Genomic DNA, 15,831 nt, shown 5'->3' on the forward strand with positions numbered 1-15,831 from the left:
TTAACCAACTATTTTATTGCCTGTTAACAGGGCGTTGGTATGACTCCCACTGTCAAGTTAAGCACACTGATCCTTGCCTAACTTTTTAAGCCATAATTACTTTAGCTCGAATTAGAGCGAGTTAATACATAGGATGAAGCAAGTAATGTCGTCGGTTATCTTGCTGATATTCGTTGGTTATTACTATTTCTAGTAACAGAGCAGACCTTACTTATTTCGTCGTGGCACCTGTCTTCAGTCTATGTTCGTGGTTCAATGCAGCGTTAGCTGCATTGCCATCCTAACGCCGTCGGTGGTTGTGCCACACCCGATGCTTGATCCCATGCATTAACTCTAATTCGTTTATCATGCGGGTACTCTTGCCAATCTCAGTTTTGTATTCACTGGCGTAAGCACCACTTCTTTAGCAATGGCCCATATGTACGCAATCATTTCTCGGGCAATTGCAGTGACAACAAGGTTGTAGTGTTTCCCTTTGGCTATCATTTTTTTATATCGCTTGCAGAGCCTAAGCTGTGCTTTCCACGCAATATCAATAATGTCCTTTGGTAAACCTTCTTGTCGTTTTTGCATATCTGTGGATATATTTGCTGCATAGCGATAAGTATGTGCACCTTCCACAAGAAGGCGCCTTGCTCGGCCGTTCCCGCATTTTGTGATGGCGCCAATATGGCGTTTGCCACCACTCGAGTGTTCACTGGGTACAAGACCGAGGTAACTCATTAATTTGCGGGGATGGTCGAATCGCGATAAATCGCCAAGCTCAGCCACAACGCCAGTGGCGACCAACAAACGAACACCACGCATAGCTTGTATTGCTTTTACTACAGGGTAATATCGCCATTGATGGACGTGATGTGTTAGCTCATTGTCTAGCCGTTCAAGTCGGCTTATTCGTTCATTAATCGTGTGAAAAAACTCTTGTAAAACGATGTGCTGCGCGGGATGTGGCAACACAAGCTCAGTGAGCCAACGTAAATGCTTTTGTGACCAATTTGCAGTGCCTTTGTAATTAATATTATTACGAAGCAGCAGTGCTTTTAATTGATATTTAGCATCTTTTAAATCTTTCATGGCTACTTCGCGTGCGCGAGATAAATCACGTACAGCTTCATCTTCAGGCTCGGGAACATAAATAGGTGTTAAATCTTCAGATTTAAGTAATTTAGTGAGCTTAAGGGCATCACGTTTATCGGTTTTAATCTTCTCGCCTGGTTTTTTAGGAATAAGAGACGGGGCAACCACATAACAGCAATGGCCAAGGCTGGTAATCAATCGATAAATCCAATAACCACAGGGACCTGCTTCATAAACAAAGTGTAGCGTTGCGCCAGGGTATTTAGATTCGAACTGACGAACAAGCTTTTGAACGGCCACTTTTGAAGAGGGAATTCGGCCAAGATGAACAGGTTGAGCGCCTCTATGTTCTTCAATATAGGCGACTTCATTGAATTCTTTATGTGTATCAAGACCGATAAAAAGTATGCTATGTTTATTCATGTTAGCCTCTGCTGTATAGTTATTTGACAAACTAATTATGGCTCTGGCTTTGAATTAAGCTAACCCACGAAAAGCGGAGGCTAACACCGTGTGGGAGTCATTATGTCTATGTTTCAAAGTGTAGTGGTCAACTAATTTTGGTCACAGTTTTAGAGTCTTTGTATCTAACCTCAGATTCGTTTGGTGCTAAACGGGCATTATAATGATGTGGTCTAACGTTGTTGTAATATCCGTTGATATAATCACTCACACTATGTTTAGTCATCTAATATTGTACGCCGTTATTGCGGCTTTTTTATAGCAAGGAGGTTGCTTTGAGATATTTAAGCATGTTGCTATTCGCACCTTTAATAATATTTCCGGCATTAGGCGTTGTATTTTTATTCGCTAGTATTTTCTCAGTACAACTAGGTGTCACCCAAAGTGGACTCTGGGAAGCTTACAAGATGATCAGTTTTTTTGGGGGGGTGATTGCATATATGGGTAATACAGTAATTGGTATTCCTATCATTTTCATTCTTGATAAACTTAACCGTTTAACTTATTTAAATATAATGAGATGTTTACTTTTTCTGGCCTTAGTCTTTGTTATAAAGGACGGTCGCTTATTTTCTTTTAATATTTTTTCACTCGATAGTGCAAAGTGCTTATTGTGGAAGTACCTTAGCGTACTTTACTTTTCTATATGTGTTGCAACTATTGACTATCTTATGGTTAAAAATAAGCAATAGGAAGGCATGATTTATGTTGTGCTTATTAAATTTTTTGATAAGTGTGATTGTTGTGAATTGAATATTAGGTTTACTGTGTACATTGTTGGTTCAATAAAAACAAAGCTTACACTCATCTTAATTTCTTTGTGATGAGTGTCATGTTAGGGTTGGTAAATTTTGTGACGCAGGTTCATTAAGAAGTTAAGGTGGCTATCACTATATGCTCTTTTACAGTGTTAAGGAAAAAGAATGAGCCTTCCCGATTTTTTTATAGTCGCTTTAGGGCTTACTATTTTTATTTTATTTTTTATAATATTAACACCGATGCTGTTTTTTATTAAAAATGGAAAATTAAAAAATGTGGAAAATATTCTTGATGATGGCAAGGCTTTTTATTCATTAAACATCCTAACAGCTGGAATGGGAATATTGCATTACGCTACTGTTTTCTTTTGGGGCAGGCATGCAAAGCGGTATGACTTATTTGATAAAAGACAGTTAGTACCTAAAAGTGTGCAGCGATGGTTTATCGTCTATTTTTGTTTGTTTATGGTGACGTTTGCTTTATGTTTTATTGCTGTTTTGATTGTACATTTGGGGTTAGGCTAAAGTTGGTCACTTGTACTAATGCAATTAATTGATCCATCTTCCATTCAAGTCATTTCAGCATACTTTTTTTTCGGTGGTTGTATAGGTGTTTTTATTTGGATTGGTTTGGTTATTTACTTAAAAACTAAGTGGTTACCATTACTCGAAGAAACTCTTGATGATGGTGTTAAGTTTTATAGCCTTAACATCTTTTTATCCGCTAGCGGAATTCTACAATACGCTACGGTTTTTATTTGGTCCTTTCATGCTAAGCGTTACGGAATGTTTGAAAAAAGGCAGAGTATACCTAAACATATTCAAAAGTGGTTTGTTTTTGCTTTTTTTTGGTTGATGTTTAGTGGGGCATTAATAGTAATATCTGCTGTTATTACTTAAGTGTATGCTCAATAAAATAAACTTATAAGATAATTGGATTTCTTACATATACAGAAGTAAGAATGTATTTAGGAATTTAATTATGATTAAGTTTATAGCTGGCAGTTAGGATGGGCGTCATTGAATTCTTTATGTGAATGTTTATTCATATTAACGTTTGTCGTTTAGTTAATTGACAAACTAATTATGGCTCTAGCATTGAATTAAGCTAACACCGTGTGGGAGTCATTATCTATAGGCATCTACGCAGGATACTTAATGGAGCCAGATTACCAAAACTATAGCCTCCAAGAGTTATTGGAGGCGCGCAGCTCAATTGATCAGCAAGCTTACCCACTTCGGTATTTTAAAATTTGCCAACAGATTGAGGTTGCGGCCAACAAGCCTCAAGAACGACAAGTTCTCAAAGACCGTGACTTTTTTTCTAGGCTCGTTTTCGTAAAAGTCATCACATCTTTGCTCAGCATAATTTTAGCTAGCAAATTATATTATGCTTTTTCGGAGGGGTATATTTCTTGGAAAGGAAATACTGACTATTTTGTCCAACAAAGTCCGCAGACATACTATTTTCTTGTTGCAGTGCATTTTTTCTTTTTAGGCATTTTTTTAGTTTTAGTATTTACAAACTGGTGGATTAAAAAGCACAATGCCAAATAAAGTTTTAGATTCGAATTTGCTCTTTCCCCCGCTTAAGTTGACTCTAGATCATAGCAACCTATTTTTAGTTTAAAATAAATTATTGACATAATATGTCGTAATGGTTACTTTTAATACATAATATTAAAAGGAAAACTAAAATGGAAATTTGGAATTTATTTACTGATTTTATTGTGCAATCAATCACCTTTTTTACTCAAGATGTGGGCGTAAGCCAAGCGGCTGCAATTATTTTGTTTACCGTTATTGGGCGATTAGTTTTAATGCCGATTAACCTTGTCGCTATGGCTAATATGGTTAGAAATAAAAAAGCAATTGCCGCACTAAAACCTGAGCTAGATAGCATAAAAAGCAACTATAAAAACCAGCCCAGCGAAATCGCAAAATTAACTATGGCGTTGTATAAAAAGCACAATATTAAGTTTATCGATAAAAAAAGTGTGATTAATATGGCAAGCCAAGGTGTATTTGGCCTTGGAACTTTTCAGGCTCTGCAACAAATTGTATTTAATAGTAAGTTTGCTTGGATTGCCAGTATTGCAAAGCCTGATATTGCGCTTTCGTTATTAGTGGGGGCTATTACATATTTATCTATGATGATGATGCCAGGTAGCGCAGAACAAACCAGCACCTTATTGTTCCTAATTCCCGCAATTATTTGTGTGGTTACTCTCGTTAATTTTCCTTCTGCAATTGCTTTGTACTGGGCTACATCCAGTAGTACTAGCTTGTTGCAGTCATTATTAGTAAATAAATATTTTAAAAACCAGCAAACACAACAAGTTTTGTAAAGGTCGCTAAACAAAGGAATGACAATAATGAATATGTGTTATCAACCCACAGCTGATTTAATGGCATCGGCACTGTTAACCTACACCAATATGCGTGGATATTATGAGCATTATGGTGTTGATTGGCAGCAACTTAAAATATGTGAGCAAATTTCAGACCTTGAAAATTGGGATGTTTTGTTAAATGGCGATGTAGTGGGTGCAATGCGCTTGGCTTTTGATAATGAGGGTTGCTATATACGTGACCTACAAGTAGATGCTGCGTTTCAAAATATGGGTATTGGTGCAGCAGTAATTAATGAGGGGGCTCGTTTAGCTGTGCTCCAAGGTGCTATGCAACTTAGGCTTCGGGTTTTTAAAATAAGCTCTGCGCACAAGCTTTACACACGTTCAGGTTTCAACATAGATAAAGAAGACGACAGATTTTATTATATGTCTAAAAGCTTAGTTTAATGGCTGTGACTTTTATTTTAAAGAAGTAATATTGCTCAGTCATTGTAGATTAATATTCGCTCATTCAAACTGCTATCCCGACAATTTAATAAAATATTTATGGATAGATTATGCGCTTTTTTACAAACAAAACAGCCACATTGAGTGTTTGCTTTTTATTGCTTGGCACGGGTTTTATGCTGATAGAAAACAGTGTGTATCAATATGTTGATCATAATGGTGTTCTACATGAAAGCGTGTTTATGCCCTTGAGCATACTGTGTTTTGCTTTGGGAGTTCTTTTTGTGGTTAGTTTGTTAGCCCGAAAAGTATTCGGGCTATTTAAAAGTGCTAGGGCAGGTGGGCATTAACCGCTGCTGTTATTGCTCATTATTTAAATTAGCGGGCTCTAATAAATTAAATGTTGGTAAGCGCCATTTAAAGCGTACCGACGCCATACGAATTAAATAGCCTACTACTAAACTTGCAACCACGCTGATATTGTCATCAATGTTGTAGTGGTGCAGTGCTAAGTATAAACACGCGACTATAAGTGCTACGCTTGCGTAAAGTTCATGATGAAGTACTAATGGTGCTTGGCGACAAATTAAATCTCGTAATAATCCACCAAATACACCTGTTACTATAGCTGCGACCACACAAATTCCATAGTGCAAACCCATATTAAGTCCAACTTGGCAGCCAATAATACTAAACGCAGCAAGCCCTAGTGCATCTAGGCGCATAAATATGCCTTTAAATTTAACCACCCATTTTGCCAACCAAGTGGTAACAATACCGGCTAGGCAAGTGATCAGTAAATATTCTGGGTGTTTTACCCAAGTCAGCGGGTAGTTACCTAATAAAATATCTCGCACGCTACCACCACCAATAGCTGTGGCACTGGCTACTAACATAACACCAAACCAATCCATGTTTCTGCGCCCAGCGCTAAGAGCACCGGTCATGGCTTCTGCTGTAATACCTATAATATAAACGATGGTTAATAGCATGAGATGATCGCTTGAAGTTTTAACAATAAAATAAAAACAGGATTGTAGTGATAAAAGTATGTATTGACGAGTGAAAAATTACATTAAAAACAGCTGCTTTCAGATTAAAAAAACTAATGTGATGGCGAGGTGTGACTAGCCTGTTAATGTTACGAAAGCACCAGCTTTAGTATTGAAAGAAAAAAGGACAAATGACCGTAAAAATGCAATAAAGCCTGAATTAATTTAAGGTAAAAGAGCGCTGTCGTCTTTAATTTTGTTGCTTCTTAAAAGTGGTTTTACTGAATGAATTAGCTTGAGCCACGTGCAATTAAACGCGGTGGTAGTAGGGTGCTTTGCACTTGCTCACCCCTAATGAGCTTTAATAGGTTTTCAACCAACATTTGCCCAGCAATAGTGGTATTTTGTTCTATGGTTGTTAGCGGCGGGTTAATATAACTGGCAATAGATATATTATCAAAGCCGATTACGGCTACATCTTTTGGTACGTTAATATTGGCTTCTTTTAATGCCCGTATTGCGCCAATTGCTATAAGGTCGCTGGCTGCAAAAAGTGCATTAAAGGTAATGTTATTAGCAATTAACGAACGAGTGGCATGATAGCCTGATTCTTCGGTAGAGATAGCATTGGCAATTTTACGCTCATTAAGTGTAATGCCATTTTGTTGTAACGCGTCTTTAAAGCCATTAAAGCGGGCAAAAAATTCGGGGCTATGATCAGAGGCATCACCTATAAACGCGCAATCTTTGCGATTATGTGCCAACAAATGCTCAGCGGCTAGCTTTCCGCCTCCATAGTTGTCGCAGCTTATGGTTAAGTCGGGGCGGTTATCAACACTTGCTCCCCAGCAAACAAACTTGGTGTTTTGTTCAAGCAAAGTATTAAATTTAGGCTGAAAGTCTATATAGTCGCCATAACCTAATAAAATGATGCCATCTGCACGGTGACTGTCTTCATAGTCTGCCTGCCAATCAGCACTGGCCGATTGAAATGACACAAGTAAATCATAACCCTCTTTAGCGCAGGCCCGAGTAATACTGCCCAGCATAGCTAAAAAAAACGGATTTATTTGCGATTCGTCAGAGGTAGGATCTTCAAACAACAATAACGCTAGGGTGCTGCTTTGTTGAGTGCGCAGGTTACTGGCGTTTTTATCAACTTTGTAATTAAGCTTTTTGGCAATGTCATGAACTCGTCTTCGGGTTTCATCATTTACCAAAGGACTATTTCGTAAAGCACGAGAAACTGTAGATTGAGACACCCCAGCATAATGGGCTATATCAAATGAGGTGGCTTTACCTTTCATCACGATTACTTACTTAAGAGGACAATAAGGGGCTATTCTCGTTTATTAATGATTTTTTTCAAGCTTATTTGTCAATAAAGGCATTTTTTTATTGATTTTAACATGACACCGGTGTCACAATGAGGGTGTTTTATCATTTTGTTGTCAAAACGTATTAGCTACCTTTATTATTAAAGGTAGCCTTTTTTTACAGTGATAGCTGCTTTGAGGTGATAGCTCAAAGTAAATAAGTATCAATGGATACCCCATTAAAATAATAAGTACTCATTACTTAAACAAAAGAGATAACACTATGGGTTTACACTCTAGCACACACTTTGAGCCTATTCTGGTTGCCGATATAGGCGGTACAAACGCCCGTTTTGCATTGATAACTGGGTTCGACGAATCAAGTAATCAATTTACCATTGAACATAACCATACGTTTCCAAGTGCTAGTTATGGATCACTCGAGAGTGCCACTGAGTATTATTTATCAACAGTGTCTCATATAAATCCTAAGCGCGCATGTCTTGCCGTAGCAGGTCCAATTAACGCAGGCCAAGTTCACTTAACTAACTTAGGTTGGCACTTTAGCGTTAATGATATTAAACATCATTTTGACTTTGAACAATTAAGCATAATAAACGACTTTGCTGCTTTTGCTTACGCTGCTCCGTACTTAGACCTTTCTCAAAACGTAACGGTTAAACCTGGCCAAGCAGATGACACTGCTAATATTGGTGTAATGGGACCAGGTACAGGCTTTGGTGCTGCGTGTTTAGTGCGTACAGCACATTCGTGTGCGGTAATGAGCTCAGAAAGCGGCCATATTTCACTGTCGGCCGTAAACGAACTTGACGCTCAACTTATTCAAGAGCTTAAAAAAGACCACCCACATGTATCGGTAGAAACGGTGTTTTCTGGCCCAGGCATTGCTCATTTATATAAAGCTATGGCGGCGGTTAAAGGGGTGGCTGCAAAAAATTTAGATGCGGCGCAAATTAGCAGCTTAGCCAATAGCGGTGAATGTGAAGTGTGTGACGCAACGCTTAATCAGTTTTGCGATTGGATTGGCAGTGTTGCTGGCGATTTGGCGCTTGCTTATGGCGCTCTTGGTGGGCTTTACATTGGTGGTGGCATATTGCCAAGAATGCAGGCTCGTTTACTAGAAAGCCGTTTTATTGAGCGTTTTTTACAAAAGGGCATTATGTCGCAATATACAGGCCAAATTCCGGTCACTTTAGTAACACAAGACAACATTCCTTTAATTGGTGCTGCCGCGTGTTTGCATACGAGTCAACAGGTTTAATTACGTTGCATACATTTGGAAATAAATAGATGAAAAAAGTCACTATAAATAGCGTTGCCAGTTATGCCGGTGTATCTAAAAAAACAGTATCGCGCGTATTGAATAACGAACCAAATGTGAGTGCGGCCACACGTGAAAAAGTATTAGCGGTATTTAAAGAGCTTGATTACACACCTAATCCCATTGCTCGAGGACTTGCACAAAACCGTAGTTTTATTATTGGTTGCTTATACGACAATCCAAGTAAAAGTTATATTACCCGTGTGCAAACAGGCGCATTAGCTGCATGCCAAGAAAACAACTATAACTTGTTGATTCACCCTTGTGAGCTCAGAGGTGATGCACTCATTAACAACATAGAGCAGCTATTGCAGTCATCACGCCTTGATGGTTTAGTGCTTACGCCGCCATTTTGTGACTTTTCAGAGTTGGTTGATTTTTTAAAGTCTAAAAAAATTCCTTATGCTCGAGTGGCTTCTGCTATTTTAGAAGATGACTCTATTTCTGTTACCAGTAATGACGAGCAGGGCGCATTTGAAATTACCGAACATTTAATAAACTTAGGGCATACCTCTATCGCGTTTATTAAAGGTCACCCAGATCACAGTGCTACACAGCAACGTTTTAAAGGCTACAGGCGCGCACTAGCAAGCCATGGTATTGAATTTAACGAACGCTTAGTTGAAGAGGGGAACTTTAGTTATCACTCAGGGGTAGACAGTGCGCGTAGTATTTTAGATTTATCGCCACGCCCTACGGCTGTATTTGCATCGAATGATTACATGGCAGCAGCCGTTCTTAAATTAGCTACACAGCGTAATTTACGTGTACCAGATGACATTTCTATTGCTGGCTTTGATAACGCCCCCATAGCGCGTCATATTTGGCCAGGCCTAACGACTATAGCGCAACCTGTAGAAGAAATGACAAAACAAGCTGTTACCCAGTTAATTACCCACATTATTGAGCCGCAAGAGTCGCCTTACAAAGTGATTTTAGAAGCAAAATTAATCACGCGAGAGTCAACCGCAGCCGTAAAATAAAACCGCTTTTTCACAGTAGCCCGAGTATGAGTGACGCTTACTCGGGCTTTTTTTATCTGCATTTTTAATCTTCATTATTTGCCGCTGGTATTTCACTAAAAATTCACGTTTATTTATTGTACATGTTAAAAAAAAGGACTATTTTTATTACTCAGGGTTGACACCGGTGTCAGTGTCATGCGTTAATACCCTGACACCGGTGTCAGGGTTGTTGTGAGAGGCTCCCTGGTAGCGTACCTTTGAACGGGTAAGTCAAAGATGCTCAGTACAGTTATTTTCGTGGAGTCTATAATTGTTACTGAGCCTTTATCCTCTAACGAATAGAGATGAGTAAAATTATGTTGCACCCTCGAATTCAAGAAGTCACAGAACGCGTTATTGAGCGCAGTAAACAAACCCGTCAAGCCTATTTAGATCGTATTTCGCACGCAAAAAAACAAACAAGAGTTCGTGCTGGTTTAGGTTGTGGCAATATTGCCCATGTTATGGCTGCGTGCAGCAGCGATGACAAAGCGCGTTTAAAAGCAGATGAGGTGCCAAACCTTGCAATTATTAATTCATACAACGACATGTTATCTGCGCATGTGCCTTACAAAGAATACCCAGATTTAATTAAAAGCATTGCCACTAAATTTGACGCAACCGCGCAAGTTGCTGGCGGTGTTCCTGCGATGTGTGATGGCGTTACCCAAGGGCGTGACGGCATGGAACTATCGCTTTTCTCTCGTGATGTTATTGCTATGTCTACTGCGGTTTCGTTATCGCATGACGTGTTTGATGGTGTGTTTTGTTTAGGTGTATGTGACAAAATTGTTCCAGGCCTATTAATTGGCGCTTTATCATTTGGCCATTTGCCTGTGTATTTTTTACCAGCAGGACCAATGCAGTCAGGTATTCCAAACAAAGACAAAGCACGTATTCGTCAAAAGTTTGCACAAGGCTTAGTATCTCGCGATGAGTTATTAGAGGCAGAAAGCGCATCTTATCACAGTGCGGGTACGTGTACGTTTTATGGCACTGCAAATTCAAACCAAATGTTAATGGAAATTATGGGCTTACACTTACCAGGTAGCTCGTTTATTAATCCATACACAGAATTGCGTGATGGCTTAACGGGTAATGCAGTTGAGACCATGCTCAAGCAGCTTACAGAAAACAAAGATGGCCCGTGTTTAGCGGATGTGATCAGCGAAAAAACCATTATTAATGGCCTCGTTGGTTTGCTATCAACTGGTGGCTCAACCAATCATGCAATCCACATTGTGGCGATTGCAAAAGCGGCTGGTATTCAGGTTACTTGGAAAGACATGTCTGATTTATCAGCGGTTGTACCATTACTGACGCGTATTTACCCTAATGGCTCAGCAGATGTGAACCATTTCCAAGCAGCCGGTGGCATGGGCTTCTTAATGCGTGAATTAGCCAGTGCTGGCTACCTACATACAGATGTGACTACTATTTTAGGCGAAGGTCTTGCACCTTACATGTGTGAGCCACTGCTTGATAAAGACGATAACTTGATTATGAGTGATGCCAATGGCCCTAGTAAAGTTAAATGGGTTGCGTGTCCTGAAAACTCACATGATGAAGAAGTACTTCGTCCTGTAAGCAATCCATTTAGCAAGCAAGGTGGTTTACAGCTACTAACTGGTAACTTAGGTAAGGCGGTTATTAAAGTATCAGCCGTTGCAGAATCTCATCAAGTGGTGTCAGCACCAGCTAAAGTATTTAGCTCACAAGGTGAGTTACAAGACGCTTATACCCGTGGTGAGCTTAACCAAGATTTCATTGCTGTTCTTAAAGAGCAAGGCCCTAAGGCTAAAGGCATGCCAGAGCTTCATAAGCTCACGCCGGTAATGGCAACATTACAAGATCAGGGTTATAAAGTGGCCATAGTTACCGACGGACGTATGTCGGGTGCATCAGGCAAAGTACCAGCGGCAATCCACTTAGCACCTGAAGCGGTAGAAGGTGGCATTATAGCTAAAATCCATGAAGGCGATATTGTTACTTTAGATGCGCCAAATGGTATTTTAAAAGTGCATGTAAGCGACGAAGAGCTTGCACAGCGTGAGCTACAAATTAGCCAAGCAAGCCAAACATTTGGTACAGGCCGTGAATTATTTACTGGATTTAGAAATATCGTAAGCAGTGCCGATTTAGGTGCAAGTGCTTTTGGACTTGAATAATAATTAGCCATATTGGGTAATGAGGAACAAGTAATGAGTATTGAAAAAATCTTAGCATCGGCACCCGTTGTGCCAGTGGTGGTAATCGAAAAACTAGAAGATGCTGCACCACTTGCAAGAGCGTTGTATAACGGTGGCTTAAAAGCACTTGAAATTACACTGCGTACACCAATTGCTGCACAAGCTGTAAAGTTAATGAAAGCTGAAGTACCAGAGGCATATGTGGGCACTGGCACGGTGGTTGATAAAGCAAGCTTTAACGCGTCAGTAGAAGCGGGCGCTGACTTTATGGTGAGCCCTGGTGTAAGTGATGAACTGTTAGCATTGGCAAAAGAGTCAACTATCCCTTTTTTACCCGGTGCAGCTACCCCAAGCGAAGTGATGAACTTGGCAGCGCATGGCTTTAAATTTTTAAAGTTTTTTCCTGCAGAAGCCGCAGGCGGTACAGCGATGATTAAGTCGATTGGCGGCCCATTACCTGATATTACTTTTTGTCCAACTGGTGGCATTAGTTTAGCGACTGCCCCTAATTACTTAGCACTTAACAATGTTATTTGCGTAGGTGGTACGTGGATGTTAGATAAACAACTTATTGAAAATAAAGACTGGCAAGCCATTGAAACGCTTGCTCGCCAAGCATGTGAAGTTAATAGGAGTCAAAAATGATTAATGTAGCAATTAATGGCTACGGCCGTATCGGTCGTAATGTATTGCGTGCACTGTACGAATCAGCGCAAAATAATGAAATTAAAATTGTGGCTATTAACGATTTAGCCCCAGCTAATGTAAATGCTCATCTGACTCAGTTTGACTCAGTACACGGTCGTTTTTCACAGCAAGTAACGCTAAAAGACAACACCATGCTAATTGGCGATGATGTGATCACGCTAACGCAAGAACGTGATCCTGCTAATTTACCGTGGAAAGCACTAAACGTTGATATTGTGCTTGAATGTACGGGTTTATTTACTTCTCGCGAAGCAGCTAACAAGCACATTGAAGCAGGCGCTAAAAAAGTAGTGGTATCGGCTCCTGGTACAGATATGGATGCTACCGTAGTTCACGGTGTAAATAGCGATGTAATTAATGCCGATAGCAACATTATTTCTAATGCTTCATGTACAACCAATTGTTTAGCGCCTGTTGCTAAAGCAATTAACGATACGGTAGGAATTGAACAAGGTAGCATGACCACCATTCATGCTTACACCAACGATCAAAACTTATCTGACGTATACCACCCAGATTTATACCGCGCGCGTAGTGCGACTCAATCTATGATCCCAACTAAAACGGGTGCTGCAAAAGCGGTTGGATTAGTTCTGCCTGAACTTGCCGGTAAACTAGATGGCATGGCGGTACGTGTACCAACAATTAATGTGTCGTTAGTTGATTTAACATTTATTGCTAAGCGTGACACAAGTATTGAAGAAATTAACCAAGTAGTTAAAGATGCTGCGTTTGGCTCTATGAAAGGTATTTTAGAGTACAATGAGCTGCCGCTTGTTTCTATCGACTTTAACCATAACCCAGCATCATCAATTTTTGATGCAACGCAAACGCGTGCTGATGGTAAATTAGTTAAAGTAATGGCGTGGTACGACAACGAATGGGGTTTCTCAAACCGCATGTTAGATCAAGTTAAAGCGCTGGGTGCTTATTTATAATTTTTCCGTGTAGTTAAATTTTACTTTATCCAGCCAAGCCACGCACTGCGTGGCTTTTTTTGTGTTTTAGTTAGCCCAAAGTTTGCTAGAATGTGCGCATTAGAATAGGGAACTGCATATTATATTAAGGAAAATAATGCTAAAACATGTCACTAAAAAAATATTTCGTACTAGTCACCTGCAAATTGGTGAGGGTAATATCAGTGGTTATATTGCTTGCTTTTTAGCGATATTAAGTTGCTTAGGAGTGCTTGCATTCCACTTTCCGGAATATTTAACGACTCCAGAACTACGCAAAAGCTATAGCGTCGACTTTTTACGTCAGCTCATGTTTGTTGCTCTTATTATTTCCGGTAGCTTAGGGTTACTTAATTTTGTACGAAATACGAATAAGCGCTTAGGGGCAACTGCGTGGTTTTTTATTGTACTGGCCATTAGCTTTGGTGGCCCGAATGTTGAAGTAAATGACTTTGCAGATAACACTCCTTATATTGGCTTAGATTGGTTTATATTAGACTTACTAGGCTCTACCTTAATTTTTATCTTAATTGAAAAACTACTTCCGCATCGAAAAGAGCAAAAAATACTTCGTAGTGAATGGCGCGGGGATTTAAACCACTTCTTTGTGAATCACTTAATAGTTGGCTTTGTATTACTGGTTACTAATCATTTTGTTCATTATGGTTTTGGTTGGGCGGTTTCGAGCACACTGCAAGCTTACATAGCGCAAATGCCGTTTATACTACAGCTATTTTTAATTATTTTGGTGGCTGATTTAATGCAGTATTGGACACATCGTGCTTATCACGAAGTGCCATTTATGTGGCGATTTCATGGTGTGCATCACAGTGCCAAAGAAATGGATTGGCTAGCGGGCTCCCGTCAGCATATTTTAGAAATACTGATCACCCGTAGTTTAGTGTTAACCCCTATATTTGTGCTGGGGTTTTCACAGCAAATAATCAGCTTATATGTAATTATTGTTGGTTTTCAAGCCGTATTTAATCATGCAAACGTGAATGTAAAATTTGGGTGGTTAAAATATTTTATGGTTACTCCGCAGTTTCACCATTGGCACCACGCATCCGATAAAGCTGCCATTGATCGAAATTATGCAGCCCATTTCTCGTTTTTAGATTATTTATTTGGTACTGCGGTAAAAGGCCAAGCAGAGTGGCCTAAAGAATATGGTGTTGTCGGGGACTACATGCCTGTAGGTATGTTAAAGCAACAAATTTACCCGTTTAAAAAACAAAAATAGTCTGTAGTTTTAGATTGTGGCCACAAGATTCATGGCCGCATACAACTATAAAAGCCAACAGACCCTAGTTGTGAGGGGTTATCAATTAACTAATCCATTCTACAAATAACAAAAAGGCCAACTAAGTTGGCCTTTAAACATAACCTATCGCAAGTAAACTCAACGCAGTTGTCGCTGAAGATAGATTTACTATCCAGAGCTCAGATTATTTGCTTAACGATTAAAATTGAGCGTTGTGGTAAACGTTTTGTACGTCGTCACAATCTTCAAGCATGGCTAAAAAGCGCTCCATAACTTCAACGTCTTCGCCTTCAATAGGGGCTTCAACTTGAGGTACAAAGGCAATTAAGTCTTCGTCAAATTCTGTCACACCCATTTCTTCAAGTGCTGTGCGGGTATTGTTGTATTCAGTGTGCGGTGCAAATACGGTTACTTTGCCGTCTTCTACTTCAACGTCGGTAACATCAACATCTGCCATCATCAGCGCTTCAAGTACGGTTTCATCGTCGTCACCGTCAAATACAAAAATAGCAAGGTGATCAAATAAGTGTGATACCGAATTTTGTGCGCCAATTTTAGCGTTTGCTTTGGTAAAACATACACGTACATCAGCAAAAGTACGTTTGTTGTTGTCGGTTAAACAATCAACAATAATCATGCAATTACCTGGGCCGTAACCTTCGTAACGCGTGGCTGCATAGTCTTCACCGCCGCCGCCTTTAGCCTTATCAATGGCGCGTTCAATTACGTGAGCCGGTACTTGGTCTTTTTTAGCACGTTCAATTAAACGACGTAGTGCTAGGTTTCCGTCTGGATCAACACCGCCATTTTTAGCACAAATATAAATTTCTTTACCGTATTTTGAATAAACTTTAGTTTTAGCACCCGCAGTTTTAGCCATTGAATCTTTTTTGTTTTGGTAAGCTCTTCCCATCTGCGTTTCGCCTTAATATGTATAAATAATTGATAAAAATTTGCAAGCC

At 39.6% G+C, this 15,831-nt stretch carries 17 protein-coding genes; 13 read left to right on the top strand and 4 right to left on the bottom strand.

Annotated features, from left to right (window positions below; all coding sequences use genetic code 11):
- Positions 1-345: 345 nt before the first annotated feature.
- On the bottom strand, positions 346-1,500 hold the full coding sequence (locus FLM47_RS06960) for an IS110 family transposase (RefSeq protein WP_178955965.1): 1,155 nt from the start codon (positions 1,498-1,500) through the stop codon (positions 346-348).
- Positions 1,501-1,814: 314 nt separating this feature from the next.
- On the opposite strand from FLM47_RS06960, the gene FLM47_RS06965 reads away from it, so the two are divergent.
- The 7 genes from FLM47_RS06965 to FLM47_RS06995 all read left to right on the top strand — a co-directional run bounded on the left by FLM47_RS06965 (position 1,815) and on the right by FLM47_RS06995 (position 5,448).
- The gene (locus FLM47_RS06965; protein WP_178955967.1) at positions 1,815-2,231 is read left to right on the top strand and encodes a hypothetical protein; all 417 of its coding nucleotides are present in this window, start codon (positions 1,815-1,817) and stop codon (positions 2,229-2,231) included.
- Positions 2,232-2,462: 231 nt separating this feature from the next.
- Positions 2,463-2,822 carry a hypothetical protein gene (locus FLM47_RS06970; RefSeq protein ID WP_178955969.1) on the top strand — a complete coding sequence of 120 codons (360 nt, stop codon included), beginning with the start codon at positions 2,463-2,465 and terminating at the stop codon, positions 2,820-2,822.
- An 18-nt stretch (positions 2,823-2,840) separates the two neighbouring features.
- A complete protein-coding gene (locus tag FLM47_RS06975) occupies positions 2,841-3,197 on the top strand; it encodes a hypothetical protein (protein ID WP_178955971.1) in 357 nt (118 codons plus the stop codon).
- 258 nt (positions 3,198-3,455) lie between these two features.
- Positions 3,456-3,854, top strand: a complete 399-nt coding sequence (locus FLM47_RS06980; protein ID WP_178955973.1) for a hypothetical protein — start codon at positions 3,456-3,458, stop codon at positions 3,852-3,854.
- A gap of 140 nt (positions 3,855-3,994) precedes the next feature.
- Positions 3,995-4,645 carry a membrane protein insertase YidC gene (gene yidC / locus FLM47_RS06985; protein ID WP_178955975.1) on the top strand — a complete coding sequence of 217 codons (651 nt, stop codon included), beginning with the start codon at positions 3,995-3,997 and terminating at the stop codon, positions 4,643-4,645.
- A 27-nt stretch (positions 4,646-4,672) separates the two neighbouring features.
- On the top strand, positions 4,673-5,098 hold the full coding sequence (locus FLM47_RS06990) for an N-acetyltransferase (protein ID WP_178955976.1): 426 nt from the start codon (positions 4,673-4,675) through the stop codon (positions 5,096-5,098).
- 110 nt (positions 5,099-5,208) lie between these two features.
- A complete protein-coding gene (locus tag FLM47_RS06995) occupies positions 5,209-5,448 on the top strand; it encodes a DUF3955 domain-containing protein (protein WP_054200833.1) in 240 nt (79 codons plus the stop codon).
- A 9-nt stretch (positions 5,449-5,457) separates the two neighbouring features.
- Here FLM47_RS06995 and FLM47_RS07000 read toward each other — a convergent pair whose 3' ends face one another.
- Both FLM47_RS07000 and FLM47_RS07005 read right to left on the bottom strand, forming a co-directional pair.
- Positions 5,458-6,090, bottom strand: coding sequence for a trimeric intracellular cation channel family protein (locus tag FLM47_RS07000; protein WP_075169453.1), 633 nt, complete (start codon positions 6,088-6,090; stop codon positions 5,458-5,460).
- Between the two features lie 290 nt (positions 6,091-6,380).
- On the bottom strand, positions 6,381-7,397 hold the full coding sequence (locus FLM47_RS07005; RefSeq protein ID WP_138687080.1) for a LacI family DNA-binding transcriptional regulator: 1,017 nt from the start codon (positions 7,395-7,397) through the stop codon (positions 6,381-6,383).
- 292 nt (positions 7,398-7,689) lie between these two features.
- Between FLM47_RS07005 and glk the strand changes: the two genes are divergently transcribed.
- From glk to FLM47_RS07035, 6 genes are all read left to right on the top strand, one after another.
- Positions 7,690-8,688: a glucokinase gene (glk, locus tag FLM47_RS07010; protein WP_138604847.1), complete on the top strand. Its 999-nt coding sequence runs from the start codon at positions 7,690-7,692 to the stop codon at positions 8,686-8,688.
- A 29-nt stretch (positions 8,689-8,717) separates the two neighbouring features.
- Positions 8,718-9,731 carry a LacI family DNA-binding transcriptional regulator gene (locus FLM47_RS07015; protein WP_010389842.1) on the top strand — a complete coding sequence of 338 codons (1,014 nt, stop codon included), beginning with the start codon at positions 8,718-8,720 and terminating at the stop codon, positions 9,729-9,731.
- 338 nt (positions 9,732-10,069) lie between these two features.
- Positions 10,070-11,920 (top strand): phosphogluconate dehydratase, encoded by a 1,851-nt coding sequence (edd, locus tag FLM47_RS07020; protein ID WP_178955978.1) that lies wholly within the window; start codon positions 10,070-10,072, stop codon positions 11,918-11,920.
- Positions 11,921-11,953: 33 nt separating this feature from the next.
- Positions 11,954-12,586 (top strand): bifunctional 4-hydroxy-2-oxoglutarate aldolase/2-dehydro-3-deoxy-phosphogluconate aldolase, encoded by a 633-nt coding sequence (gene eda, locus FLM47_RS07025; RefSeq protein WP_138569579.1) that lies wholly within the window; start codon positions 11,954-11,956, stop codon positions 12,584-12,586.
- The gene (gap, locus tag FLM47_RS07030) at positions 12,583-13,587 is read left to right on the top strand and encodes a type I glyceraldehyde-3-phosphate dehydrogenase (RefSeq protein ID WP_008110546.1); all 1,005 of its coding nucleotides are present in this window, start codon (positions 12,583-12,585) and stop codon (positions 13,585-13,587) included. The genes eda and gap overlap by 4 nt, the downstream gene beginning before the upstream one ends.
- Before the next feature lie 136 nt (positions 13,588-13,723).
- Positions 13,724-14,848 carry a sterol desaturase family protein gene (locus tag FLM47_RS07035; RefSeq protein WP_138569581.1) on the top strand — a complete coding sequence of 375 codons (1,125 nt, stop codon included), beginning with the start codon at positions 13,724-13,726 and terminating at the stop codon, positions 14,846-14,848.
- A 220-nt stretch (positions 14,849-15,068) separates the two neighbouring features.
- On the opposite strand, the gene FLM47_RS07040 is transcribed toward FLM47_RS07035, so the two are convergent.
- A complete protein-coding gene (locus tag FLM47_RS07040; protein WP_008110544.1) occupies positions 15,069-15,782 on the bottom strand; it encodes a YebC/PmpR family DNA-binding transcriptional regulator in 714 nt (237 codons plus the stop codon).
- Positions 15,783-15,831: the final 49 nt, after the last annotated feature.

This window comes from Pseudoalteromonas sp. Scap06, assembly GCF_013394165.1.
Lineage (GTDB): Bacteria > Pseudomonadota > Gammaproteobacteria > Enterobacterales > Alteromonadaceae > Pseudoalteromonas.